Annotated in this window: 24 protein-coding genes and 1 tRNA gene; 13 read left to right on the top strand and 12 right to left on the bottom strand. The window is 68.6% G+C overall.

All coding sequences use genetic code 11. The annotated features are described in order from the left end of the window. On the top strand, nt 1-397 hold a 397-nt coding region (locus ON37_RS21170; protein WP_040721693.1), incomplete at its 5' end, for a transglycosylase SLT domain-containing protein. A 96-nt stretch (nt 398-493) separates the two neighbouring features. Continuing rightward, nucleotides 494-1,642: a cystathionine gamma-synthase gene (locus ON37_RS21165; RefSeq protein WP_040721674.1), complete on the top strand. Its 1,149-nt coding sequence runs from the start codon at nt 494-496 to the stop codon at nt 1,640-1,642. 65 nt (nt 1,643-1,707) lie between these two features. Here the strand turns inward: ON37_RS21165 and ON37_RS33045 are convergent, their stop codons facing one another. The 3 genes from ON37_RS33045 to ON37_RS21155 form a co-directional block, all read right to left on the bottom strand. Beyond that, a complete protein-coding gene (locus ON37_RS33045; RefSeq protein ID WP_157171528.1) occupies nt 1,708-1,860 on the bottom strand; it encodes a hypothetical protein in 153 nt (50 codons plus the stop codon). A gap of 8 nt (nt 1,861-1,868) precedes the next feature. Next, nucleotides 1,869-2,363, bottom strand: coding sequence for a transcription elongation factor GreA (greA, locus tag ON37_RS21160; protein WP_040721673.1), 495 nt, complete (start codon nt 2,361-2,363; stop codon nt 1,869-1,871). Nucleotides 2,364-2,637: 274 nt separating this feature from the next. After that, on the bottom strand, nt 2,638-3,126 hold the full coding sequence (locus tag ON37_RS21155) for a DUF4307 domain-containing protein (RefSeq protein WP_083893170.1): 489 nt from the start codon (nt 3,124-3,126) through the stop codon (nt 2,638-2,640). A 185-nt stretch (nt 3,127-3,311) separates the two neighbouring features. Between ON37_RS21155 and mca the strand changes: the two genes are divergently transcribed. The 3 genes from mca to ON37_RS21140 all read left to right on the top strand — a co-directional run bounded on the left by mca (nt 3,312) and on the right by ON37_RS21140 (nt 5,627). Further along, nucleotides 3,312-4,217 (top strand): mycothiol conjugate amidase Mca, encoded by a 906-nt coding sequence (gene mca / locus ON37_RS21150; RefSeq protein WP_040721672.1) that lies wholly within the window; start codon nt 3,312-3,314, stop codon nt 4,215-4,217. After that, nucleotides 4,214-4,570 (top strand): hypothetical protein, encoded by a 357-nt coding sequence (locus ON37_RS31110; protein WP_051031858.1) that lies wholly within the window; start codon nt 4,214-4,216, stop codon nt 4,568-4,570. Before mca ends, ON37_RS31110 begins: the two co-directional genes overlap by 4 nt. 136 nt (nt 4,571-4,706) lie before the next feature. After that, nucleotides 4,707-5,627, top strand: coding sequence for an alpha/beta hydrolase (locus tag ON37_RS21140; protein ID WP_040721689.1), 921 nt, complete (start codon nt 4,707-4,709; stop codon nt 5,625-5,627). 41 nt (nt 5,628-5,668) lie between these two features. On the opposite strand, the gene ON37_RS21135 is transcribed toward ON37_RS21140, so the two are convergent. From ON37_RS21135 to ON37_RS33035, 3 genes are all read right to left on the bottom strand, one after another. Next, entirely contained in the window at nt 5,669-7,285 is a 1,617-nt protein-coding gene (locus ON37_RS21135) for a TROVE domain-containing protein (RefSeq protein ID WP_040721671.1), read from the bottom strand. Between the two features lie 413 nt (nt 7,286-7,698). Next, a tRNA-Lys gene (locus ON37_RS33040) sits at nt 7,699-7,768 on the bottom strand. Nucleotides 7,769-7,841: 73 nt separating this feature from the next. Continuing rightward, complete coding sequence (locus ON37_RS33035) at nt 7,842-8,006, bottom strand: hypothetical protein (protein ID WP_157171527.1); 165 nt, start codon at nt 8,004-8,006, stop codon at nt 7,842-7,844. Between the two features lie 64 nt (nt 8,007-8,070). Here ON37_RS33035 and ON37_RS21130 point away from each other — a divergent pair, with 64 nt between their 5' ends. After that, a complete protein-coding gene (locus ON37_RS21130) occupies nt 8,071-8,406 on the top strand; it encodes a hypothetical protein (RefSeq protein WP_210741982.1) in 336 nt (111 codons plus the stop codon). 12 nt (nt 8,407-8,418) lie between these two features. Here the strand turns inward: ON37_RS21130 and ON37_RS21125 are convergent, their stop codons facing one another. Beyond that, nucleotides 8,419-9,345, bottom strand: a complete 927-nt coding sequence (locus ON37_RS21125; RefSeq protein WP_085997361.1) for a zinc-binding dehydrogenase — start codon at nt 9,343-9,345, stop codon at nt 8,419-8,421. Nucleotides 9,346-9,573: 228 nt separating this feature from the next. Here ON37_RS21125 and ON37_RS21120 point away from each other — a divergent pair, with 228 nt between their 5' ends. Next, nucleotides 9,574-11,646, top strand: coding sequence for a thioredoxin domain-containing protein (locus ON37_RS21120; protein ID WP_040721668.1), 2,073 nt, complete (start codon nt 9,574-9,576; stop codon nt 11,644-11,646). Between the two features lie 52 nt (nt 11,647-11,698). Here the strand turns inward: ON37_RS21120 and ON37_RS21115 are convergent, their stop codons facing one another. Then, on the bottom strand, nt 11,699-13,213 hold the full coding sequence (locus ON37_RS21115; RefSeq protein WP_051031856.1) for an adenylate/guanylate cyclase domain-containing protein: 1,515 nt from the start codon (nt 13,211-13,213) through the stop codon (nt 11,699-11,701). Nucleotides 13,214-13,318: 105 nt separating this feature from the next. Then, on the bottom strand, nt 13,319-13,942 hold the full coding sequence (trhA, locus tag ON37_RS21110; protein ID WP_051031861.1) for a PAQR family membrane homeostasis protein TrhA: 624 nt from the start codon (nt 13,940-13,942) through the stop codon (nt 13,319-13,321). 322 nt (nt 13,943-14,264) lie between these two features. Here trhA and ON37_RS21105 point away from each other — a divergent pair, with 322 nt between their 5' ends. Further along, nucleotides 14,265-15,059 (top strand): isoprenyl transferase, encoded by a 795-nt coding sequence (locus ON37_RS21105; protein WP_245553291.1) that lies wholly within the window; start codon nt 14,265-14,267, stop codon nt 15,057-15,059. Between the two features lie 138 nt (nt 15,060-15,197). Next, nucleotides 15,198-15,791, top strand: coding sequence for a hypothetical protein (locus ON37_RS21100; RefSeq protein ID WP_051031860.1), 594 nt, complete (start codon nt 15,198-15,200; stop codon nt 15,789-15,791). Here the strand turns inward: ON37_RS21100 and coaA are convergent, their stop codons facing one another. Further along, complete coding sequence (gene coaA, locus ON37_RS21095; RefSeq protein WP_040721666.1) at nt 15,792-16,724, bottom strand: type I pantothenate kinase; 933 nt, start codon at nt 16,722-16,724, stop codon at nt 15,792-15,794. A gap of 270 nt (nt 16,725-16,994) precedes the next feature. On the opposite strand from coaA, the gene ON37_RS21090 reads away from it, so the two are divergent. Both ON37_RS21090 and glyA read left to right on the top strand, forming a co-directional pair. Next, a complete protein-coding gene (locus ON37_RS21090; protein ID WP_040721681.1) occupies nt 16,995-18,191 on the top strand; it encodes a hypothetical protein in 1,197 nt (398 codons plus the stop codon). Between the two features lie 309 nt (nt 18,192-18,500). Next, entirely contained in the window at nt 18,501-19,799 is a 1,299-nt protein-coding gene (glyA, locus tag ON37_RS21085) for a serine hydroxymethyltransferase (protein ID WP_040721665.1), read from the top strand. A 118-nt stretch (nt 19,800-19,917) separates the two neighbouring features. Here the strand turns inward: glyA and ON37_RS21080 are convergent, their stop codons facing one another. After that, nucleotides 19,918-20,637: a helix-turn-helix domain-containing protein gene (locus ON37_RS21080; RefSeq protein WP_040721664.1), complete on the bottom strand. Its 720-nt coding sequence runs from the start codon at nt 20,635-20,637 to the stop codon at nt 19,918-19,920. Between the two features lie 229 nt (nt 20,638-20,866). Here ON37_RS21080 and ON37_RS21075 point away from each other — a divergent pair, with 229 nt between their 5' ends. Then, nucleotides 20,867-22,066 carry a cytochrome P450 gene (locus ON37_RS21075; RefSeq protein WP_040721680.1) on the top strand — a complete coding sequence of 400 codons (1,200 nt, stop codon included), beginning with the start codon at nt 20,867-20,869 and terminating at the stop codon, nt 22,064-22,066. Nucleotides 22,067-22,069: 3 nt separating this feature from the next. Here ON37_RS21075 and ON37_RS21070 read toward each other — a convergent pair whose 3' ends face one another. Continuing rightward, nucleotides 22,070-22,342 carry a hypothetical protein gene (locus ON37_RS21070; RefSeq protein ID WP_040721663.1) on the bottom strand — a complete coding sequence of 91 codons (273 nt, stop codon included), beginning with the start codon at nt 22,340-22,342 and terminating at the stop codon, nt 22,070-22,072. Between the two features lie 302 nt (nt 22,343-22,644). Here ON37_RS21070 and phoH2 point away from each other — a divergent pair, with 302 nt between their 5' ends. After that, nucleotides 22,645-24,024 (top strand): RNA 5'-3' helicase PhoH2, encoded by a 1,380-nt coding sequence (phoH2, locus tag ON37_RS21065; protein ID WP_083893168.1) that lies wholly within the window; start codon nt 22,645-22,647, stop codon nt 24,022-24,024. Nucleotides 24,025-24,078 lie beyond the last annotated feature (54 nt).

Here is a 24,078-nt window from a genome sequence, read left to right as displayed (position 1 = left end):
GGCCATTCCGGCGCCGATGCCGGCCCCCGCTCCCGAGCCGGTGCTGCCGCCGCCGCCCCCGCCGGCCCCGGTCTACCCGGACAACCTCGACGGCTGGATCCGCAACGCCCTCGACATCATGGCCGCGCACGGAATCCCCGGCAGCTACGACGGCATCTACCGCAACATCATCCGGGAGTCCTCGGGTAACCCGCAGGCCATCAACCTGTACGACATCAACGCCATGAACGGCATCCCCTCCAAGGGGCTGCTGCAGGTCATCGACCCGACCTTCCAGGCCTACCACGTCGACGGCACCTCCTGGGACATCTGGGATCCGGTTGCCAACATCGCGGCCGCCTGCAACTACGCCGCGCACCGTTACGGCTCGATGGACAACGTCAACTCCGCGTACTGAGTTGAACGCCCACACGGCGATGACCCCGCTCACATCGGACGATGAGCGGGGTTCCCGCTTCTCAGCCGCTTTCGGCCCGGCTCTAGGCTGGTCGGTATGACCGATGATCAGCTGGGGTTCTCCACACGAGCCGTGCACGCCGGATGCGATCCGGACCCGCAGACCGGCGCGGTGAACGTGCCGATCTACGCCAGTTCGACCTTCGCCCAGGACGGCGTGGGCGGGCTGCGTGGCGGCTACGAGTACGCCCGCACCGGCAACCCGACCCGCACCGCGCTGGAAGCGAATCTGGCCGCGCTGGAATCGGGCGGTTACGGGCGGGCCTTCTCCTCGGGGATGGCCGCCACCGACTGTGTGCTGCGGGCCACGCTGCGCCCGGGCGATCATCTGGTGATCCCGAACGACGCCTACGGCGGCACGTTCCGGTTGATCGACAAGGTGTTCACGCACTGGGGTATCGAGTATTCGGTGGCTCCGGTGACGGATCCGGACGCCGTGCGAAATGCCATGCGCCCCAACACCAAACTGGTGTGGCTGGAGACGCCGACCAATCCGCTGCTCAATATCGGTGATATCGCGGCGCTGGCCGACGTCGCCCACGGTGGAGGCGCGAAACTGGTGGTGGACAACACCTTCGCCTCGCCCTACCTGCAGCAGCCGTTGCTGCTCGGCGCCGATATCGTCGTGCATTCGACCACCAAATATCTGGGTGGGCACTCGGATGTGGTCGGCGGCGCGCTGATCACGAACGACGCCGAACTGGACAAGGCCTTCGCCTTCCTGCAGAACGGCGCCGGCGCGGTGCCCGGACCGACCGATGCCTTCCTCACCCTGCGCGGCATCAAAACCCTTGCGCTGCGGATGGACCGGCACTGCGACAATGCCGAAACCCTGGCCGGATTCCTCGCCGATCACTCGGCGATCAGCCAGGTGATCTATCCCGGCCTGCCCGAGCATCCGGGAAATGCGGTGGCGCAGAAGCAGATGCGTCGCTTCGGCGGGATGATCTCGGTGCGTCTGGCCGGTGGTAAGCAGGCGGCGCACGATTTCTGCGCCCGCACGCAGATCTTCACCCTCGCCGAATCGCTCGGCGGCGTGGAATCGCTGATCGAACACCCCGGCGCCATGACGCACGCCTCGACCGAGGGCTCCGAGCTGGAGGTGCCCGCGGATCTGGTGCGGCTGTCGGTCGGCATCGAGGACATCAGCGATCTGCTCGCCGATGTGGAGCAGGCGCTGAAATAGGTCGACACCGCACGCCGAACGACGAACGGCCGCACCGATACGGTGCGGCCGTTCGTCGTTCCGGACTATTTCAGGCGTTCGGCCAGGCTGCTGCCGACCCGGCCGAATCTGCCCAGGACGGCGCGCAACAGGCCCAGAACGGTGTCACCGACCGGATTGGGGTGGTCGTCGTCCGGGTCGCCGGAGCTGCCGGGGATTCCACTGTTGCCCGCGTCCATGGCCCGCCTCAGCTGTGGTAGGGCTCGGCGCTGACCAGCGTCACCTTCATCATGTTGCCGTTCGGCAGGCGGTATTCCCGCGTCTCGCCCACCTTCGCGTCGATGAGCGCGCCGCCGAGCGGCGAGCTCGGTGAGTAGGTCTCCAGATCCGACCGGCCCAGGCCCTCCTCGCGGGTCGCGATGAGGAACGTCTCGGTGTCGGTCTCGTCACCGTCGTAGTAGACCTTGACCACCGAGCCGGGCAGGGCGACGCCGGACTTCGACGGCGGAACGCCGACCTTGGCATTGTTCAGCAGCTCCTGCAGCTGCCGAATGCGAGCTTCCTGCTGGCCCTGCTCCTCGCGGGCGGCGTGATAGCCGCCGTTCTCCTTGAGGTCGCCTTCTTCGCGGCGTTCGTTGATCTCGGCCGCGATGACCGGACGGTTGGCAATGAGCGCGTCGAGTTCGCTCTTGAGCCTCTCATGCGACTCCGGTGTGAGCCAGGTCACTTGCGTCTCAGTCATCTCGATCACTCCCTAGTAGTTGTTCCCGGCGCGCCGGGTTCCGTGATACCCGTCGCCGGTGTGCGGGCACACGTCCGCGCACAGCAACGGTCGACGGCTAGAGCGATCCGGGGGGAAGTCCTCGAACCCCGACGGTGTCGCGGGCATTGTGTGCCCGGGAACCGGCAGCGCTGGCCGTCAATGCAGCAAACACGGCTCCGAACGTTCGGAACCGTGTTCGCGCCATTCTAGCACGAATTGGAAATGTGCAGGTAGAAGGCTTGATTCTGGGGTGTCAGCCCGCCTTCAGATAGGGCGGCACCTGATCGCTGCATCCGTAGATGTTGCCGTTGGCCGGTCGCGCGGTGGTTCGGACCGTGGTGGTGAGCTCGACGGTGCCGCTGCTCGACCCCGGAACGAGGACCTCGCGGCGGCCGACTTCACTGCCCCCGGAATCCATGCCGCGCACCAGGCAGACGACCGGCTGTTCGGGGTGTTTACGGGTCACTTTGAAGTGGACGGTCAGAGTGGAGTCGTCGACGACGCCGTACCCGAGTTGATCCGGCTCGATATCCTTGGGGCCGTACTGCCGATACCCCGCGTAGGCGACGATCAGCCCGAGGATCACCACCCCGATGCCCAGTGCGATCGGAATCCAGCGGCGATTGCGAACCGGCCCGGCGCCGTAACGATCCGATACGCGGTCGGAGCCCGTGCCGGTGGTGGCGTCGGCAGTGCGCCCGTCCGGATCGGTCCGGTCGGACTGCGGCGCCGCCTCGCTCATGATGTGGTTGCTCCCGTGGTCGATCAGGGGGTAGGTCGGAACAAAAGACCCGTCGGATGGAACTATAGGGAATGCAGTTCGGACACCCGCGTGCCGCTCGGGCACGGCGGACGGCTATGAGGTGAAACGGTGAGCAACGAGGTGAACGAGAAGTGAGCGGCAGCTTCGATCGGCCGCTGCGCCTCATGGCGGTCCACGCCCACCCCGACGACGAGTCGAGCAAGGGCGCCGCCACCACCGCGAAATACGCCGCGGAGGGTGACGAAGTGCTGGTCGTGAGCCTGACCGGCGGTGAACGCGGATCGATTCTCAACCCCGCGATGGATGTGCCCGGCATTCTCGATCGCATCCACGAGGTGCGTCGCGAGGAGATGGCAGCCGCGGCCAAGGCGCTCGGCGTCCGGCACCGCTGGCTCGGCTTCGTGGACTCCGGGCTGCCGGAGGGGGATCCGCTGCCGCCGGTTCCGGAGGGCAGCTTCGCGCTGGTGCCGCTCGAAGAGGCCACCGAGGCGCTGGTCCGGGTGGTGCGCGAGTTCAAGCCGCACGTGATGACCACCTACGACGAGAACGGTGGCTATCCGCATCCGGACCACATCATGTGCCACAAGGTGTCGATGGCGGCCTTCGAGGCGGCCGGTGACCCGGAACGCTTCCCCGATGCGGGTGAGCCGTGGACGCCGCTGAAGCTGTACTACAACCACGGCTTCAGCCTGCAGCGGTTGGAGATCTTCGCCGACGAGTACGAGCGGATCGGCGAGCCCTTCCCGCTGCGCGACTGGATGGAGCGCATCCGTGAGCGCGCCGCCGAGCACGGCGACGTGATGTCGCGGGTGACCACGCAGGTCGAATGCGGTAAATACTTCGCGCAGCGGGACGAGGCGCTGCGCGCGCACGCCACCCAGATCGATCCCAACGGCATGTTCTTCGCCATCCCGCTGGAGATGCAGCAGCGGTTGTGGCCGACCGAGGAATTCGAACTGGCCAGGACCCGGGTCCGCACCGCGATTCCGGAGACCGACCTGTTCGCCGGAATCCGCGACGCCGACGACGTCCCGGTGGCCGAGCACGCGGTCGAAGGCACGGTTCGATGATGGTCCTGTTCGCGCACACCGCCCTGCTGGCTCAGAACACCACCACCAACCCGACCGGTCCCGAGTTCGGCAAGGCCTCGCCGCTGGGTCTGGTGATCATCCTGGTGCTGCTCGCCGGCACGGTGCTGTTGATCCGCTCGATGAACAAGCACATCAAGCGGCTGCCCGCCGATTTCTCCCGGGAGCACCCGGAACCGGATCAAGAAGCCGACGAGGGGACCGAACCCGGTGTGGCCGGCCGCGACCCGGAATCGCAGACGGATCCGAAGGCGCCGGAGAACGAACCGCACGGCGCGAGCAACGGCGGCGGCGAGAACGGCCCGAAACCACCGCCGGGCACGGCCGGACCGTAACCGGTTCGGCTTCGAATCTCGGCCCGCGCCGCACCGGGAACGTCGGCCCGATCATGCTGGGAGCCATCCGATTCCGATAGGCGGCCGGAGGGCTGGGTACTCGGCGGGGGTGACGACTACCAAACACTTCCTCGCGATGCTGAGCGCGGTCGTTGTCGGCGGCGTCCTCGCGCTGACGGCACTGCCCTCGGCTGCGGCCGCACCCGCGGCGCATGTGGTGAACGAAGCACCCCTGGGCCCGGCGGCCGTGCAGCTCGACGTGTACTCACCGTCGATGGACCGCGTGATCACCAACCGCGTGATCCGTGCGGCCGGCGGCGGACCCGCGCCGACGCTGTATCTGCTCACCGGAATCGGCGGCGGCGTCGACAACATCTCGTGGTGGGACGACACCGATGTGCGGGCCTTCTTCGCCGACAAGCACGTCAATGTGGTGATGCCGGTCGGCGGACCCAACAGCATGTACACCGACTGGATCGCCGACGATCCGGTGATGGGCCGCAACCGCTGGCAGACCTACCTCACCCAGGAGCTGCCCGGGGTCGTGGACGCCCAATTGGGAACCAGCGGACGCAATGCCATCGCCGGGGTGTCGATGAGCGCCGCGTCGGCCGTGGATCTCGCCATTCAGGCGCCGCAGCGTTACGACGCGGTCGCCTCCTACAGCGGCTGCCCCTGGGCCGACGATCCGGCCGGAATCGCGATGGTGAGCGCCCAGGTGATCCGCGGCGGCGGTAACCCGGGGAATATGTGGGGACCGCCCGGGGCCGGTGCCTGGCCCGCCCACGACGCCTTCGCACGGGCCGGGGCCCTCGCCGGTAAGGCGATCTACCTGTCCGCCGCCTCCGGCATTCCGGGCGGCATCGATCGCGGTTTGCCCTTCCCGCCGGTCGAGGCCGTCGCGAGCGCGTGTACCGGGGCCTTCGCGAGTCGTCTCGCCCAGCTCGGAATCGCGGCGACCTATGTCGATCGGCCGGAAGGATCACACACCTGGGGGCTGTTCGAACAGGACCTGCACGATTCGTGGCCGACGCTGGCCGGGGCGCTCGGCGCCTGAGCGGGAGTCCCGGCCGGGCATGCTTGCCCGGCCGGGATCGTTCAGAACGGCCAGTCGGCGTTCGCCCCCGCTTCCAGCAGCGGGATCATCCCGAAGGCCGCATCGGTCAAACCGCCGAATACGTGCCGGTTGTGCGAGCCGCTCGGCGCGTGGCCGTAGCGGTAGCCCGCCAGATTCCAGGTGTAGAGCGGTACCGCCGCCGGGACGGCCCGGTTCACCTCGGCGCCGGTGGCCTGCTCATCGGTCAGGACGACCACCCGATCGTGCCCGGCGTAGTGGGTGCGAACGGCGCGGGCGGTGTCGGTGCCGCCGCCGATGAAGTAGCCATCGGACTTCCATCGCTCCACGGCCCGCAGCAGGGGCTCGGCACGACGCAGCTCGAAGACTCGACTCGCGGCGTAGGTGCGGCCCTGCCACGTCCCGGCCTGCGAGAACGACACCACATCGGCGGCCTCGCACCGGCTCGCCAGGGCGATCCCGAAGATCGCGGCCGCATCCCAGCGCCGCAGCGAACCGTCGGCGGAGAACTCCGAATCCATCGAGCCGGAGGTGTCGACCAGCACCAGGGTCCGGCCCGGCAGCCTAGGAACCGTCGCGAGCGAATGGCCCAGCGCGGTTTCCAGCGCGTGCCCCCAGCGCAGCGACGGCGCCGCTCGATAGGCCGAGAGGAACCGCATCGGCAACTGCCGGGACCGAGCGACCCGCTCCGGATCGGCGAGTTCGGCCGCGACCTGCGCGGCGACCGCGTCGCTCACCCCGGCCTGGTCGAAGTTGCGCAGGTTCCGCAGCAGGGCCATGTAGCCCATCGAGGGAATCAGCGCCTCCCAGACGCGGGCGTCCAGCGGGCCCTGCAGCCAGCCGGCGACCGACTCCCAGGTCATCCCCGCCGCACGCAGGGCGTCGCGGGCCCGTGCGCCGTCCCGGAACAGCCGACGGCGGTCGTCGACGGGCAGCGCGAGCAGTGCGGCCCGGGCTCGCAACACCGGCAGTGCGTCGGGCACCGCATCCCCGCGCTGATGGCGCCGATTCAGCGCGTACCGGAAAAGCTCTCCCTGCCAAGGCTTTTCGGGTGCGGGCGCGGGGTGGGTCAGATCCAGCACGTCACCGAACCGCACCGCGTGCGCGTCCGAATCCCACTTGATCAGGGATCGCTCGTCGTAGAGGCGGCGCACGGCGTCGCCGATCCCGCGCTTGACCGGCTTCGGCAGGGCGCGCCCGTAGGTGGCGAACCAGTAGGCGATCAGTTCACCCGGCTCGTCGGCGCGCTGCAGTACCGAGTCGACGACCTGCCGGGAGCTGCCGGACAACCCGGCATCCAGGCGGGCCCGGGTGAATTCGGCGGCGCCGACCAGTGCGGCGCTCCGCATATTCGCGGTGCCGCGCAGCCAGCGGAGAAACCGGGCAGTCCAGTCCGGGTCGAGAAGCGTCACTTCGCGCACCAGCTCGGCGTAGCGGCTGTTCCGGTCGGTCGCGGATTCGTAGAAGGCGTCCTCGCCCACCATATTCGTCACCGCGAGCAGGAAGAGCTCACCCTGCGGCGTCCGCAGAAACCCCGGTGCGCCCTCGGCCGTGTGGCCGGCGGGCAAGCGTGCGGATCGGATCGGAGAGGTGGCGGCCCGGGCCGCGTGCCGCAGCCGAGCGGAATTGAACTTGCCCATACGGAAACCCCCGTGGTCCACCGGGGACGGGCAGCTGTGGACGCCCGCCTCCCGAATTCGGCGTCGGCACGTCCCCCCGCGCCGACTTCGCACCGGGAGGTGCGAAAGTGAGTGCGTCCGAGAACTGTTCGGCCACGGTTCCGATCCCCGGCGGAACCGGGGATCGTGCAGGAATCGAACCCGCTGACGCCAGAAGTAACCGTGATCTGCGCACCGGACGCGTGCGTCAGTCTATCGGCGCGGCAGTGCGGCGCGCATCCGATTTATCGGCGCCGAGAAAACCGTTCGAGCCCGGATATGTTGCAGCCCGCGAGGATTCGATGTGCGGAATCGAGCGAGGGACGACGGGATGCGCCCGAGATCGATGTCGGCGACGGTACGTAGATGCTCTGCCGACTGAGCTACCAGGTGGATCACCTGGGCGGGACTCGAACCCGCGACCATCTCCGCAAGAGGAAGTAACCGCTGCCTGCGCACCGGGCGCACTCGACCACAGTAGAAGACCGCCCGCGCCGCGGCATCCCGTTTTCCGGCAGCGGATTTCACCTCCGCGCCGTCACACCGCGGTCGGCCGGAACCGCCGATGGCATATCTCGCAATCGCAATCGAAGTATCCGAGTCCCGCATTGCCGTGTGCGCCACGGCGTTCGGCCTCTTCCAGATCCGCGAACCAGGGGCGCCGCCGCGCCGGTGCCGGCCGGGTCTGCGCAGTGTCGTCCATGGAGCCGGAGTACCCACCGGCGCCGCCGGATACGGTCACGTTTTCGCCGCGATACCGGGGTGGGGTGCCCCGCCCGACGGCCGTCGCGGTGGATGTGGTGATACTGGAATCGATGGTGCAGACCGGAGGAGATCGTCAGCCCACGGAGTCGGGCGCCGGGTGGACGGCGGCCGACCGTGCGGCCTATCGCCGGTTCGTCCGCAGTGCGCATCCGGACGTGGGCGGCGATCCGGCGGCATTCCGCGAGGGCCTGGCCCGCTTCGCCGCCGCCCGCCGCGAGGCACGCAACGACCCCGACCCCCGCTACGACCGCCCGATCCGGTTCGTCGCCCGACCGCGTGGCTGGCGTCGCGCCGTCCGGGTCCTGCGGCCCCGCCGGCGCGAGCGTCGGCTGCGTTGAGGCCGGGCCGGCTCAGGACGTGTGGATGTCCAGCACGGCCTTGCCCCGCAGCCGGCGGTTGGCCAGCGCGTCGGCGGCCTCGGCGATCCGGTCCCACGGGCCGCGCCAGGCGATCTTCGGCGTCAAGCGGCCCGCGGCGACCAGCCGCAGCAGTGCCTCGAGTTGGGCGGGCCGGTCGGTCAGACCGGAGCCGTTGTAGACCGAGGTGATCGATACCGGAGTCGGACGGCCCAGTGTGGATCCGGGTGCCAGCACCGCCGGCTCGCCGGCGGCCCACCCGACGCTCTGCAAACTTCCGCCCGGGGCCAGCAAGCCGTAGGCGGTGGCCAGCTGCGGCCCGCCCACGTTGTCGATGACGACATCGATCGGGCCGTCCACATTCTCCGGCCCGAGGACCACCTCGTCGGCCCCCAGCTCGTCCAGGCCCTTCCCGCTCTCGGGCGAGCCGACCGAGGCGATCACATAGGCGCCGGCGATGGCGGCGAGCTGCACCGCGAACGAGCCCACACCACCGGACGCGCCGGTCACGAGCACCCGCCGACCGGCGATCGGCCCGGCCTGCCACAAGGCCCGCAGGGCGGTGCCCCCGGCGACCGGCAGAGTCGCCGCCTCCGCCAGCCCGACCGACTCGGGAACCACCGCCAGGTCGATCACATCGACCGCCCGGCGCTGCGCCCAGCCACCGTCGGCGGCGAAAGTCACCACCCGGCTGCCGACGGCCGGTCCGGATCCGTCCTCGGCCGCCCGGACCACGACACCGGCGGCGTCGAACCCCAGCACGGTTCCCGGCTGCGAGCGTTCCGCGAAGTACAGTTCCGCCGCGTTGAGCGACGAATGCTGCACCTCGATAACTACTTGGCCGGGGCCGGGAACGGGCTCGGGAACCTCGTCCAGGCGGAGTTTCGCGGGAGCGGCCGGGTCGACGACCAATGCGCGCATGAACAACTCGCTTTCTCGTGATTGCGGGTGCCTCATCCGCCATGTCGCCGAACGAACATGCTCGTCGAAGCGGCACGAATGTATCGCGAAACGCCGGGCTGCGCCGGGCCGGCTTTTGCCGCTGCCGGGAACTCTCGCGACCGCCGAAGACGCAGGTGGGGCGGACTGGTCCGGGGGCCGGCAGCTGTGGGGCCCGCTGGCCCGGCGCGGGTGTGGGAGGCTGGGGAGGTGAACGAATTGACCGGTGCGACATCGCCGTATCTGCGTCAGCACGCCGCCAATCCGGTGGATTGGCGGCAGTGGGGTCCGGCCGCTCTGGCCGAGGCGGCCGAGCGGGACGTGCCGATTCTGTTGTCGGTCGGTTACGCCTCCTGTCACTGGTGTCATGTGATGGCACACGAATCGTTCGAGGACGAGGCCACTGCCGCGTTGATGAACGCGAACTTCGTCTGTGTGAAGGTCGATCGGGAGGAACGTCCCGATATCGACGCGGTGTACATGGCGGCGACCGTCGCCATGACCGGGCAGGGTGGCTGGCCGATGACCTGCTTTCTCACCCCGAGCGGGGAGCCGTTCTACTGCGGCACCTACTACCCGAAGACACCGCGCGGGGGAATGCCGTCGTTCACCCAGTTGCTGACCGCCGTCGCCGACACCTGGGCCAACCGCCGCGAGGAGGTCGATCAGGCGGCCGGGCAGGTGGCCGAGGCGCTCCGGAGCCAGGGCGCGGGGCTGCCCGCGAGCGAGACCAGCGTCTCCCCGGAACTGCTCGCCCACGCCGTGGCCACCGTGTTGCGTGATGTCGACGACCGGCACGGCGGCTTCGGCGGGGCGCCGAAATTCCCGCCCTCGGCCTTGCTCGAGGGGTTGCTGCGCCACTATGAGCGCACCGGCGAAGACGAAGTGCGGCAGGTGGTTTCGCAGACCTGCGCGGCGATGGCGCGGGGTGGGATCTACGATCAGCTGCGGGGTGGTTTCGCCCGCTACTCGGTCGACGCGGCCTGGGTGGTCCCGCATTTCGAGAAGATGCTCTACGACAACGCGCAGCTGCTGCGGGTCTACTCCCATCTGGCGCGATCGGCGGCGCGCGATCCGGAAGCGAATTCGACCCTGCCACAGCGGGTCACGGCGGAAACCGCCGAATTCCTGCTGACCGATCTGCTGACCGACGAGGGCGGATTCGCTTCCGCCTTCGACGCCGACACCCACCTGGAACCGGGCGCGCCGGGAGTCGAGGGCGCCACCTACGTCTGGACGCCGCGGCAGTTGACGGAGGCGCTGGGACCGGTCGACGGCCCCTGGGCGGCAAGCGTTTTCGGGGTCACCGCGGAGGGGACCTTCGAACACGGGACGTCGGTGCTCACCCGCTACACCGATCCCGGCGCCGGCCCGGGGCAGGATCCCGCAGACGCTCGGCGTTTCGACGAGATCCGGCAGCGGCTACGCGCGGTCCGCGACCGCCGCCCCCAACCCGAGCGGGACGACAAGGTCGTGACCGCCTGGAACGGGATGGCGATCACCGCGCTCGCCGAGGCCGGCGCGGTGCACGATCGACCGGAGTGGATCGCGGCCGCGGCCCGCTGCGCGCACTACCTGCTGGACCGTCATCTGGTCGACGGACGCTTGGTGCGCGCCTCGCTCGGTGGGGCGCCCGGCTCGGCGCCGGCTGTGCTCGAGGATTACGCCTGGCTGGCGACCGCGCTGCTGGCGCTGCATCAGGCCACCGGTGAGCTGGGCTGGCTGAACCGGGCGCAATCGCTGATCGACACCGCGGTCACTCTTTTCGACGATCCCGAGCGGCCGGGCAATTGGTTCGACACCGCCGCCGACGCCGAACAACTGGTCGCCCGCCCCCGCGACCCGCTCGACGGCGCGACCCCCGCCGGCGCCTCCGCGTTCGCCGAAGCGCTGCTGACCGCGTCGGCGTTGAGCGCCCCCGAGCAGGCGGTCCGCTACCGGGCCCTGGCCGACGCCACCCTGAACGCCGGCACCCTCGTACTCGCCCGGGCACCGCGATCCGGCGGCCAGTGGCTCAGTGTGGCGGAAGCGGCGGTGACCGGGCCGATCCAGATCGCGATCTCCCGGCCGGCCGACGATCAGGCCACCGAACTGCTCCGTACCGCACGCCGATTCGCTCCCGGAGGGGCCGTAGTCGTTGCGGGACAAGCCGATTCGGTTCCGCTGTTGGCCGATCGGCCCGCGCTCGGCGTGGCTGCCGCCGCCTACGTCTGCCGCGGTGCGGTGTGCGACCTACCGGTTTCGGATCCGTCGCGGGTACGCGCCGCGCTCGTCGGCGACTGACATCGGCCACGGGCGGCGCTGCGCTTGCGTCGCCGATGCGGGCCGACCGCCGTCAATCCGGCGCGTCGGTTTCGCGCGGCTGCACGCCCACCGGCTTGTGATCGGTCCAGCAGGCGGTCGGCTCTCGACGGCCGCGCAACTGGATCTTGTCGTAGAGCACCCAGCGGGATCGCTCCGATTCGGTGGCCGCGTCGATCACCGCCTGGCTGGCCAGAATGCGCCGCGGCACCTCCTTGGCCTCGGCGGTGAGCCGCGATGCCTCGTTGACGGCATCGCCGATCACGGTGAATTCCAGCCGGGTGTCGGTGCCGATATCGCCGGCGAAGACGGTGCCGCGGGCGACTCCGATGCCGATGTCGAATTCACCGCCGAGGGCGACCTCGTCCCGGATGCGCCGGGCCGCGCGCAGTGCTGGAGTCGCGTTGTCGCCCAGGGCGATCGGAGCGCCGAAGATGCACAGGGCCGCATCGCCCTCGAATTTGTTGACCAGACCGCCGTTGTCTTCGGTCGCCGAGACCACCACCGCGAGCAGCCGGTTCAGCTGCTCGACGAATTCGTGCGGCGCCAGCTCGGTGGCCATCTCCACCGATCCGGTGACATCGACGAAGAGCGCGGTCACCACCCGCACGTCGCCGGTCAGGTCGACCCCGCCCGCCAGCGCCCGTTCGGCGACCTCGTTGCCGACGTGGCGGCCGAAGACATCGCGCATCCGCTCGCGTTCGGACAGGTTCTCCGCCAGCTCGTTCACCGACAGTTCCAGCCGGCCGATCTCGCTGGCACTGGTGATCGGCACCCGCGCCGACAGTTCACCGCGGGCGATGCGATCCAGCGCCCGCCGCAGGGTGCGCAGCGGCGCGGCGACCGAACGCGCCAGGGTGGCGGTGGTGAGCGCGCCGACCACCAGGCCGACCAGCGACATGTACAACGCGGTGCGCACCCGATCGCTTGCATCGGCCACCGGATCGCCCAGCACGGTGATCAACATCAGCAGCGGCATCGCGCCGGCCACCGCCCAGGAGATCACCAGCCGGTTCAGTACCGTGGCGCTCCAGTGCGAGGTGCCGCCGAGTACCCGGGCGATCACCGGAATGGTCGGCCGGATGAGCCGGTCCACGACCAGGAAGGTGAATCCGGCCGATTCCAGCGCGCCCAGGAAGAACATCGCCCCGATGGCCCACAATGCACGGGTCGGCACCACCTGCGCGAACAGCGCGGTCGCGATGGCGACGCCCGGAATCCAGATGCCCAGGGCCCGGGCGGTGATCGCGATCGGCAGTTTGAGCAGCCGCTCGGCCTCGGGCCGGGTGGGGCGGCGGGTCTGGTCGATCCACCCGAAGTAGTACACCCGATCGCGCACCGCTAGCACGATCCCGGCCAGTGCGCCCAGGACCGGGTAGATCGCGGTCTGGGCGACGGCGCGCAGCCAGTCCTCGCCGAGATTGGCAAGAAATCCGCTGAGCCACAATTCGACGACGATGACGCCGAGGCCGCCGAGGTTGCAGACCATCACCACCGTCGAAAGGCCCCAGCGCGCACGCAGGGCCCAGAGCACGAGTCGACTGGTCATAGCCCCTGGCAGTGGTCTGGTTCGGTATCACCGGTTTCGGACGTATAGCACGAACGAGCATAGATCCCGCGCGCATCGACGCGACGGGTTACCGGCGATCTTGCCCTACGACAATACGACCAGCCAGATCGCCGCGTAATGGCACAGGGCGGCGAGAACCGTTGCCGCATGGAAGAATTCGTGGTGACCGAAGATCTCCGGCCAGGGGTTGGGCCATTTCGTGGCGTACAGGATCGCGCCCACACTGTAGGCGATTCCGCCGATCAGCAGCAGAATCATCGGCGCCACCCCCACGTTGTGGGTCAGTGTCGCCGCGACCGGCACGATCGCCCAGCCCAGCAGCAGATACAGCGGAACGCCGACCCACCGCGGCGCGCTGGGCCACAGCAGTTTCAGGGCCACCCCCGCGACGGCGCCGCACCAGACCACGCTCAGCAGCGTGATTCCGGTGGCCCCGGGCAGGCCGAGCAGTGCGAACGGGGTGTAGCTCCCGGCGATGAACAGGAAGATCATCGAGTGGTCGGCGCGCTTCATATGGGTTCGAGCGCGTGGGGTGCGCCAGGTCACCCGGTGGTAGACGGCGCTCACCCCGAACAGTCCGCAGACCGTCAGGCCGTAGACGAGGGTCGACCAGCCCGCGGTCGCCGAGACCGAGGCCGCGACGCTCACCAGGACCGCGACCGCCACCGCGGCGATGCCGGCCGCGTAGGTGTGGATCCAGCCGCGCATCCGGGGTTTCACCGCCAGGGTGCGCAGGCCCTCCCGGGCCAATTCCTCGAAAGCCGATCCCCGCGAGCCGGAGGCGGCGTGGTCGCCGGGGGCCGGATTCACCGAGCTCACCGTTTCGGACACTAGTTACCTCCTGAGTAACCTACGGTCCCGTAGGTTAGTCCTGTAGCCACTGTACCGGCACTGGGCTCCGCGTGCCGCCGGACGGAGCGATATGGTCGATGAACCGAGGAACTGATTCGTGGTGTCCGCTGCCATCCCTGCGCGGCAGAGTTGGCGGAGAGCTCGGGCGGCACGCGAGAGGTGGATAAGGTTGGCAGCCGTGAAGCTTGCTAGTGGGGTGCTCATCGGTAAGGTGCGCAGCCTGCCCTATCGCATCTACGAGGCGCAACTGTCGAAACAGCTGGCAGGCAAACAACATCCGCGGCACGTGGCGGTCGTCTGCGACGGAAACCGCCGCTGGGCCCGCGAGAACGGCTTCACCGACGTCACCCACGGACACCGGGTCGGCGCGCTCAAGATCGCCGAACTGGTCGGCTGGTGTCAGGCCGAGGGCATCGAGATGGTGACGGTCTACCTGCTGTCGACTGAGAACCTCAGTCGTTCCGCCGACGAACTGGAAACCCTGTTCGAGGTGATCACCGACGTCGTCGAGGAACTGTCCGCGCCGGAGAACAACTGGGGAGTGCGGATCGTCGGATCGCTGGACGGCCTGCCCGAGGATGTGGCCCGCCGGATGCAGAAGGCCGCCGACGAAACGCACGGACGCGGCGGGGTGCACGTCAATGTCGCGATCGGATACGGCGGGCGGCAGGAGATCGCCGACGCGGTGCGTTCGCTGGTGCGGCAGGAGATCGCGGCGGGGGAGACCGGCGAGGACCTGGTGCAGTCGATCACCGTCAACGCCATCGGCCAGCACCTCTACACCTCCGGGCAGCCCGATCCCGATCTGGTCATCCGGACCTCCGGTGAGCAGCGGCTGTCCGGATTTCTGCTGTGGCAGAGCGCGTACTCCGAGATCTGGTTCACCGAGGCGTACTGGCCCGAGTTCCGGCGGGTGGACTTCCTGCGCGCGCTGCGCGACTACGCCGCCCGGCACCGCCGGTACGGCATCTGATACCGCCGGTACGGCATCTGATCGCGGATCCACCGCATGTGCCGGTCGTAGATAACGGCCCGGCGCAGGATGGGTTGCATTGCATGATCATCGCCCGGTGGGCGGCGCCATTCGCGTACCGTCGCGAACATGAGCGAGATGCGGGGCGGTACGCGGGTGACGGAGCCGGCCGAGTCCCCGTTGCCCGAGGTCAGCTATGCCGAATTCGGCCGCCGATTCGTCGCCTATGCCGCCTCGGAGCAGCGTATCGCCGCGGTGTTCGGCGAATTGGCAGGTAGCGCTTTCGATTTCGGGCCGATCGGGGTGGGTCCGGCGCATCTGGCCAAGGCGTCGGCGCAGGTGCAGCTGGGCGAGCCGGTTCTGCAGCGAACGGTGGGTGAGCTCGTCACCTTCGATCTCGCCGTTCCGCTGGAGATCGACCTGCTCCTGGACCTGGCCGTCGACCGGCACCGCTTCGAGGTGACGGGTTTCGTGCACATTCGTCTGACGGTGCGCACGGCCGCGCCGCTGCGGATCGTGGTCGACATCGCCGAACCGCGGCCGGGCGATGTGCGCGTCGACGTCGCCACCGCCACCCGGCGTGGTCAGCTGCTGCGGCTGCTGGCCAGCGTCGATCACGAGATTCGCCGGTTCGTGGCGCGCTACGTCGCCAACGAGATTCGCAAACCCCATATCGCGGCGGTCCGCGATATCGACGTCGCCGCCCGATTGGACGCGGCCTGGCCGGCCTGATCAGAGTTTGCGCAAGCGGATCCGGTTGATGCTGTGGTCGGAATCCTTGCGCAACACCAGGGTTGCCCGCGGCCGGGTCGGCAGGATGTTCTCCACGAGGTTCGGCCGATTGGTGGCATTCCAGATCTCCTGGGCGGCGATGGTCGCCTCGGAGTCGGTGAACTTCGCGTAGTGATGGAAGTGCGAATTGGGATCCGCGAACGCCGTTTTACGCAGGGAGAGAAACCGATCGATGTACCAGCGCTCGATATTCTCTATGCGGGCGTCGACATAGATCGAGAAATCGAACAGATCCGACACCATGAGCCGCGGCCCGGTCTGCAGGACGTTGAGCCCCTCCACGATGAGGATGTCGGGCTGGCGCACGCAGTGGAATTGGTCCGGCAGGATGTCGTAGGCGATATGGGAATACATCGGCGCGTACACTTCCGGCGCCCCGGATTTGACCTCGGTGACGAAGCGCAGCAGTTTGCGCCGGTCGTAACTTTCCGGGAAGCCCTTGCGGTGCATGATGCCGCGGCGGGTGAGCTCCGCTGTGGGATAAAGGAATCCGTCGGTGGTCACCAGATCCACGCGCGGATGGTGATCCCAGCGGGCGAGCAGGGCCTGCAGCACGCGGGCCGTCGTCGACTTCCCGACCGCCACACTGCCCGCGATACCGATGACGAAGGGCACCTGGTGATCGGGATGGGTTTCGCCGAGAAAGGTAGCGGTGGCGGCGAACAGGCGTTGCCGCGCCGCTACCTGTAAATGGATCAAACGGGCCAGCGGCAGATAGACCTCGGCGACTTCTTCGAGATCGATCTGCTCGCCGAGACCGCGCAGCCCGATCAGCTCTTCCTCGGTGAGGATCAGTGGGGTCGACTTGCGCAGGGTGCGCCATTGTTTGCGATCGAATTCGACATACGGACTCGGCTCGCTCATCCGCCCCACCTACTTACACTCCCGGTCCGGCGTCCCTCCGCCGGGCGGGCGCACGGTGGGCCGACCCGATTTCACCGATAAGTTCTCACCGATGCCGTGCCCGGCGTGGTGAGATCCGCTCGACAGTCCTCGCATAGGCGAATTCTCCTCGGGGTCGGCACCCGGTCGAACGCGGGGTGTTATTACTCGCCGGTAACTATGGGTGACATTTCTCTCGCCGGCGCCGGGTTTCGCTCGCCGACCGCGCTGGGAACGGGCCGGCCGCTATCGTCGGATGTCATGCAAGCGCATCCGCTCGTCACCGAATATCTGCGCCTGGGACTGGCATTCGACCGGCTGGAACCCGGATTCGTCGACGCCTACACCGGCGATCCCGCGCTGCGGCGGGCCGTCGAGTCGGCGCCGGCGCCGCAGCCGCGCGAGTTGGCGCATCGCGCAGCCACATTGGCCGAAGCGCTGCCCGAGGCCGGTCTGAGCGAGCAGCGGACGGAATTCCTCGCCGCGCACCTGCGGGCACTGGAATGCTCGGCCCGCAAGTTCGCCGGGGACGAGATCACCTTCGTCGACGAGGTCCGGGCCTATTTCGACGTCGATATCGAACTCGGCGACGAGGCAGACTATCGGGAGGCGCATCGTCGGCTCGACGAGGTGCTGGCGGGCGATGGTCCGCTGCTCGATCGCATGATCGCTCACCGGCGGGCCGACGAGATTCCGCCGGACCGGCTCACCGAATGCGTCCAGGCCTTCTCCGGCGCGCTGCGCGAATTGGTGCGCGAACGCTACCCGCTGCCCGACCACGAACAGGTCGAATACGAGATCGTGGGGGACAAGCCCTGGTCGGGGTTCAACTACTACCTGGGCAACTTCCGGTCCCGAGTCGCGATCAATTCCGACCTCAAACAACATATGGCGCAGCTTCCGGCGCTGATCGCGCACGAGGCGTATCCCGGCCATCACACCGAGCACTGCCGCAAGGAAGCGGGACTGGTCGCCGCCGGGCAGGCCGAACAGACCCTCTTCGTGGTCAACACCCCGCAGTGCCTGATGGCGGAGGGGCTGGCGGATCTGGCGCTGAAATCCATCGTCGGGCCGGACTGGGGGCGGTGGGCGCAGGAAATCTACGCCGATCTCGGCCTGCGGTTCGACGGTGAACGCGCCCAACAGATTTCGACCGCCTCGGCGAACCTGCTGGGCGTGCGTCAGGATGCCGCCTTGCTGCTGCACGATCGCGGGCGCGGGGCCGACGAGGTCGCCGAATTCCTGCAGCGCTGGAGCCTGACCACGCCCGCCCGGGCCCGCCAGTCGCTGCGCTTCCTGTCCTCGCCGCTGTGGCGGGCCTACATCAGCACGTATGTGGAGGGCTACCGGCTGCTCGGCGGCTGGCTGGACCGTGCGACCGATGCCGCCGACCGAGTGGCCCGGTTCGGCCGCCTGCTCGACGAGCCGCTGACCCCGGCGGCGCTGCGCCGAATGTGAGCCGCCCGCCTGCGAGCCGGCCGAATCCAGCGGCTCACATCGGCATCATGCAGGGCGCGCCGGACACCAGCGTGCACAGCATGTTGTGCACCCACAGCAGCAGGGCCTGCAGGGGATCGGTGGGGACGAATGCGGGCTGCACGGGGCTCCTCCTCGGTATCGGCGACGGACGGTCGGGCCGCCGGGCTCGCGAGATAGGCTCGGCTCCCTCCGGGGTATCGGCGGGCCCGGGCATTCGGTTAGCAGGCGGGTGAGCCGCGACGTCCGGGCACTTCGGGTCCCGCAGTGGCCACCACATAGACTGTCCGCGTGACCCAGACGACCGCCGCTTCTGTCAACACCCAATCGCTCGCCGATCTCGATCCCGAGCTCGCCGCCGCGATGGCGGGCGAGCTCGCCCGTGAGCGCGACACCCTCGAGATGATCGCCTCGGAGAACTTCGTGCCGCGCGCGGTGCTGCAGGCGCAGGGCAGCGTGCTGACCAACAAGTACGCCGAGGGGTACCCCGGCCGGCGCTACTACGGCGGCTGTGAGCACGTCGACGTGGTCGAGAACCTGGCGCGCGAGCGGGTCAAGGAGCTCTTCGGCGCCGAATTCGCGAACGTGCAGCCACATTCCGGGGCCCAGGCCAATGCCGCGGTCCTGATGTCGCTGATGAATCCCGGCGAGAAGCTGCTCGGTCTGGACCTGGCGCACGGCGGTCACCTCACCCACGGCATGCGGCTGAACTTCTCCGGCAAGCTGTACGAGGTGCACGCCTACGGCGTGAGCAAGGAAGACCACCGGGTCGATATGGACGAGCTGCGCAAGCAGGCGCGCGAGGTCCGGCCGAAGGTGATCGTCGCCGGCTGGTCGGCCTACCCGCGGCACCTCGACTTCGCGGCCTTCCGGGAGATCGCCGACGAGGTCGGCGCCTACCTGTGGGTCGATATGGCGCATTTCGCGGGCCTGGTCGCGGCCGGGCTGCACCCCTCGCCGGTGCCGCACGCCGATGTGGTGTCCTCGACCGTGCACAAGACGCTCGGCGGACCGCGGTCCGGTGTGATCCTCGCCAAGCAGGAGTACGCGAAGAAGCTCAACAGCGCTGTCTTCCCCGGTCAGCAGGGCGGCCCGCTCATGCATGTGATCGCGGCCAAGGCGGCGGCCTTCAAGATCGCCGGAACCGAGGAGTTCAAGCAGCGGCAGGAGCGCACCCTGTCCGGCGCCAAGATCCTGGCCGAACGCCTCGGCGGGGCCGATGTCGCCGGTAACGGCGTCACGGTTCTCACCGGCGGCACCGATGTGCACCTGGTCTTGGTGGATCTGCGCAACTCGCAGATGGACGGCCAGCAGGGTGAGGATCTGCTGCACGAGGTCGGAATCACGGTGAACCGCAACGCCGTTCCGTTCGATCCGCGCCCGCCGATGGTCACCTCCGGCCTGCGCATCGGCACCGCCGCACTGGCCACCCGCGGCTTCGGCGATGCCGAATTCACCGAGGTCGCCGACATCATCGCCACCGCGCTGGCCGGGAAGGCCGATCTGGCCGCGCTGCGGGCGCGAGTGTCCAAGCTGGCCCGGGACTTCCCGCTCTACGAGGGCCTGGAGGACTGGAAGCTGCTCGGCTGAGCTACCCCAACCAACCGGCCGCGGTGCCATCGGCCCGCGGCCGGTTCGTTTCGTTTACCGGCGCCGCTCGCTGCCGATCCGGTGCGGACCGTACTCGTCGCCGAGGGGGTTCGAGCGATCAGGACGATGCGGCGTCGAGGAGATGGCGCCAGCGGCGAGCCGAGCGCTCCATATCTGCGCCGATGTGCTCCAGGTAGGCGGCCATTGCGCGAATGCGCGCCCCGGCCGCGGTGCCGGAGGGTAGCAATTCCGCGCCGCGGCGCGCGGTCTCGGTGAGGGTGTGGTTGGCGCGGACCCCCGCCATGGTGGTGCGATACCAGACGGCGGTGTCGAGGGTGTAACGGTCGCGGCGGGTGCCGGGCTCATGGCTTCGCCGAATCAGTTCGTGCGCTTCGAGCGTCGCGACCGCGGTGGAGATCGTCGCCGGGCTCACCCGCAGGGCCGCGGCCAGTTCGGCCGCGCTGCTGCTGCCGGTTTCGCTGAGAATCAGTCGTGCCACGATCGCCGCGCCGGTCCGCGGCACCCCGGTCCGGACCAGAACGTCGGTGAGCTCGCCGGTGTACGCCGCGATCCCGTCGTCCACCGGGGTGGGCTTCGGCGCCGAAGATAGTGCGGGCCTGTGGATTTCGTGCTTGCGCGGGCGGCGGGCGCGGGAATCGGTGGCGCGTTGGGCGCGTTCGGGCCGATAGCGGCCCGGTCCGCCGTTGCGGTTGACCTCCCGGCTGACGGTGGAGGTGGGCCGGCCGATCCGTCGCGCGATTTCGGCGTAGCCCAGATGCTCCGCGAGTCCTTCGGCGATTCGCCGGCGATCGTTCGCGGTCAGCCTGCCGCCGGGCATTTCGTCTCCTGGTCGGTCGTCGTCGCACGGTCGTTGCACAGTATGTCCGCGAAGACTCCATCATTGCAACGGGCGTCTCACTCCGTTGCATTGATCGGCAGGCCGGTTGCACTGATATATCTGCTATTTACCAGCGTATAAGGGCTCAATCCCGCGCCCGTAGCGTTGTTGAATTGTTGAATGCAACGTAGCGTTCTGTTCAGTCCGAACAGTGAACGGAGCGCTCGCCATGTCCCTCCCCGAAGCCCCCTCGGAACCGGTCCGACTGCCCACCGACCGCCCCTCCGGTTGTCCGTTCGACCCACCGGCCGGCCTCGCCGAGTTGCGTGCGCGCAATCCGTTGCAGCGCATGCTGTTTCCGGACGGTCACCGCGGCCGGCTCGCCACCGGATACGACACCGCGCGGGCGATTCTGGCGGATCCGCGATTCAGTTCGCGCGTCGAGCTGGCGCACTATCCCTTCGCCGATATCGGTGCGATTCCACCCGCCCCGCTCGGCGATCTGACCGGTATCGACGCTCCCGAGCACACGCGCTATCGCAGACTGCTGGCGGGAAAGTTCACCGCCCGGCGGATGCGCCTGCTCACCGAGGGCATCGAGCGGATCACCGCCGATCGGCTCGACGCCATAGCTCGATGCGAAGAATCGGTGGATCTGGTGCAGGCCTTCGCATTTCCGATTCCGGCGCTCACCATCTGCCGGCTGCTCGGCATCCCCTTCGACGACGAAGTGTCCTTCCAGCGCATGGCGGCCGCCATGGGCGGCGTCGACGCCACGCCCGAACAATCCTATGCCGCCTATGAATCGATGACCGCGTACCTGCGAGACCTGGTGCGGGACAAGATGTCCGAGCCTACGGACGATCTGCTCGGCGATCTCGCCGCGAGCGGGGAGTTGACTTTCGACGAGTTGGCCGGTGTCGGCGCATTCCTGCTCGCCGCCGGGCTGGACACCACCGCGAACATGCTCGCCCTGGGCACCTATGCCCTGCTGACCCACCGCGACCAATTCGACCTGCTGTGCGCCGAACCCGGTCTCGCCGCGGGCGCGGTGGAGGAGCTGATGCGGTATCTGTCCGTGGCGCACACCGCGACCCGGGTCGCGCTGACCGATGTCGAGGTGAACGGGCAGGTCATCGGGGCGGGGGAGACCGTCGCCGTGTCACTGCAGGCAGCCAACCGCGATCCGGCACGGTTCGACGATCCCGATGTATTGGATGTGCGGCGCGATGCGATGGGCCATCTGGGTTTCGGGCACGGCGCACATCTGTGCCTCGGTCAGCAGCTGGCGCGAGTCGAAATGCGAGTAGCCCTGCCCGCCTTGGCTTCTCGCTTTCCGACGTTGCGCCTCGCGGTCGATCCCGTCGACATCGAGTTGCGGCAGGGTACGGGTATCCACGGCGTGGACCGCCTGCCGGTCACCTGGTAGTGGTCAGTCCCGGGTGCTGAGATATTCGATGTACAGCGGGCGCAACGCCTCGGCTATCTTGCCCTCGCCGGCGTGCACGTAGTCGTCGAGCATGGGCAGTACGTATTTGATGTCGGCCTCGCTCTCGCCGATATCGCCGGTCGCCGCCTGGGCGGCCGGAATCTGTTCGAGCAGGCGCCACAGGAACTTCACATCGCCGTGGCGCACCGCGTATTTGACCGCCCGATCGTGCAGTTCCTTCGACGACAGCTTCTCCAGCTCCGCGACATCGCTCATGTACCGACTCTAGCGGGTTCGGTCACCACCGCGGGCAACCTTGTAGCTGACCGATAGCTACTGGTCGGCGTTAACTACTTGTTCATCGACACGCCTGTCATCTCGGGAGCCGGAATCGCGAAACCGCAGTACCGTCGAAGTGCGAGCCGCGTCGGTGTGGCTCGTCCGGGAGGTCCTGATCGTGGCTGAGCAACTCAGTACGAGGGGGCCGGTACCCGGCCCTCGGGTCGTTTGACCCCAGGGCGGACCGGCCCAGCGAGAACGTCCGTGCGGGTATGGCACGGACAACAAAGGAGCCCACCGTGACTGATGCACGCTCCGTCATCGCTCCCTCGAAAGCCCGCTCCGGCAAGAGCGGAGGCTCCGGAAAGGGAGCCGGCACCTCGCCCCGCAAATCCTTCGTGATCGACACCTCCGTGTTGTTGTCCGACCCCTGGGCCATGACGCGCTTCGGCGAACACCACGTGGTGTTGCCGCTGGTGGTGATCAGCGAATTGGAGGCCAAACGGCACCATCACGAACTCGGCTGGTTCGCCCGCGAAGCCCTGCGCAACCTCGACGATCTCCGCCTGGCACACAGCCGGCTGGATCAGCGGGTTCCGATCGGCACGGACGGCGGCACGCTGCAGGTGGAGTTGAATCACACCGATCCCGCGGTGCTGCCGGTCGGGTTCCGTACCGACACCAACGATTCCCGGATCCTGGCCTGCGCGCTCAATCTGGCCGCGGAAGGGCAGCGGGTGGTGTTGGTGTCCAAGGACATTCCGCTGCGGGTAAAGGCGGGCGCGGTGGGCCTGCCGGCCGAGGAATATCACGCACAGGACGTGGTCATCTCCGGTTGGACCGGAATGACCGAACTGGATGTCTCCGCCGCCGTCGTCGACCGGCTCTACGCCGAATCGGTCGTCGATCTGGACGAGGCCCGGGACCTGCCCTGCCACACCGGAATTCGACTGCTCGGCACCAACGGCAGCGCGCTGGCCCGGGTGACGCCGGACAAGCGAGTGCAGTTGGTCCGCGGCGATAGGGAAGCCTTCGGCCTGCACGGCCGGTCGGCCGAACAGCGCATCGCCCTGGATCTGCTGCTCGACGAGAGCGTGGGCATCGTCTCCCTGGGCGGTAAGGCCGGTACCGGTAAATCGGCGCTGGCTCTGACCGCCGGACTGGAGGCGGTGCTGGAACGGCGTTCTCAGCGCAAGGTCGTGGTCTTCCGGCCGCTGTATGCGGTGGGCGGCCAGGAGCTGGGCTACCTGCCGGGCAGCGAGAGCGAGAAGATGGGCCCCTGGGCGCAGGCGGTCTTCGACACCCTGGACGGGCTGGCCAGCCCGGAGGTGATGGAGGAGGTGCTCTCCCGCGGCATGCTGGAGGTGTTGCCGCTCACCCACATTCGGGGCCGGTCGCTGCACGATTCGTTCGTGATCGTGGACGAGGCGCAGTCGCTGGAACGCAATGTGCTGCTCACCGTGCTCAGCCGATTGGGCAGTGGCTCCCGGGTGGTGCTGACGCACGATGTCGCCCAGCGCGACAACCTGCGGGTCGGCCGGCACGACGGGGTGGCCGCGGTGATCGAGAAGCTCAAGGGCCATCCGCTGTTCGCCCATGTCACCCTGACTCGCAGCGAGCGCTCGCCGATCGCCGCGCTGGTCACCGAGATGCTGGAGGAGTACGGCCCGAACGCCTGAGGCGTTCGGGCAATCCCGCCGACCGAGCGCGGGCGGGAAAAGGTGTGGGCCAGC

It is taken from the genome of Nocardia veterana NBRC 100344 (assembly GCF_000308855.1).
Lineage (GTDB): Bacteria > Actinomycetota > Actinomycetes > Mycobacteriales > Mycobacteriaceae > Nocardia > Nocardia veterana.
The sequence above is the reverse complement of the archived record's forward strand: the minus strand, read 5'-3'. Positions and strand labels throughout refer to the sequence as shown.

What these genes read in the sequence shown, in the direction of transcription:
- ON37_RS21165 (WP_040721674.1), top strand. Translation starts at nt 494, where the DNA reads ATGACCGATGATCAGCTGGGGTTCTCCACACGAGCCGTGCACGCCGGA.
- ON37_RS33045 (WP_157171528.1), bottom strand. Translation starts at nt 1,860, where the DNA reads ATGGACGCGGGCAACAGTGGAATCCCCGGCAGCTCCGGCGACCCGGAC.
- greA (WP_040721673.1), bottom strand. Translation starts at nt 2,363, where the DNA reads ATGACTGAGACGCAAGTGACCTGGCTCACACCGGAGTCGCATGAGAGG.
- ON37_RS21155 (WP_083893170.1), bottom strand. Translation starts at nt 3,126, where the DNA reads ATGAGCGAGGCGGCGCCGCAGTCCGACCGGACCGATCCGGACGGGCGC.
- mca (WP_040721672.1), top strand. Translation starts at nt 3,312, where the DNA reads ATGGCGGTCCACGCCCACCCCGACGACGAGTCGAGCAAGGGCGCCGCC.
- ON37_RS31110 (WP_051031858.1), top strand. Translation starts at nt 4,214, where the DNA reads ATGATGGTCCTGTTCGCGCACACCGCCCTGCTGGCTCAGAACACCACC.
- ON37_RS21140 (WP_040721689.1), top strand. Translation starts at nt 4,707, where the DNA reads ATGCTGAGCGCGGTCGTTGTCGGCGGCGTCCTCGCGCTGACGGCACTG.
- ON37_RS21135 (WP_040721671.1), bottom strand. Translation starts at nt 7,285, where the DNA reads ATGGGCAAGTTCAATTCCGCTCGGCTGCGGCACGCGGCCCGGGCCGCC.
- ON37_RS33035 (WP_157171527.1), bottom strand. Translation starts at nt 8,006, where the DNA reads ATGGACGACACTGCGCAGACCCGGCCGGCACCGGCGCGGCGGCGCCCC.
- ON37_RS21125 (WP_085997361.1), bottom strand. Translation starts at nt 9,345, where the DNA reads ATGCGCGCATTGGTCGTCGACCCGGCCGCTCCCGCGAAACTCCGCCTG.
- ON37_RS21115 (WP_051031856.1), bottom strand. Translation starts at nt 13,213, where the DNA reads ATGACCAGTCGACTCGTGCTCTGGGCCCTGCGTGCGCGCTGGGGCCTT.
- trhA (WP_051031861.1), bottom strand. Translation starts at nt 13,942, where the DNA reads ATGCGCGGCTGGATCCACACCTACGCGGCCGGCATCGCCGCGGTGGCG.
- ON37_RS21100 (WP_051031860.1), top strand. Translation starts at nt 15,198, where the DNA reads ATGCGGGGCGGTACGCGGGTGACGGAGCCGGCCGAGTCCCCGTTGCCC.
- ON37_RS21090 (WP_040721681.1), top strand. Translation starts at nt 16,995, where the DNA reads ATGCAAGCGCATCCGCTCGTCACCGAATATCTGCGCCTGGGACTGGCA.
- ON37_RS21080 (WP_040721664.1), bottom strand. Translation starts at nt 20,637, where the DNA reads ATGCCCGGCGGCAGGCTGACCGCGAACGATCGCCGGCGAATCGCCGAA.
- ON37_RS21075 (WP_040721680.1), top strand. Translation starts at nt 20,867, where the DNA reads ATGTCCCTCCCCGAAGCCCCCTCGGAACCGGTCCGACTGCCCACCGAC.
- ON37_RS21070 (WP_040721663.1), bottom strand. Translation starts at nt 22,342, where the DNA reads ATGAGCGATGTCGCGGAGCTGGAGAAGCTGTCGTCGAAGGAACTGCAC.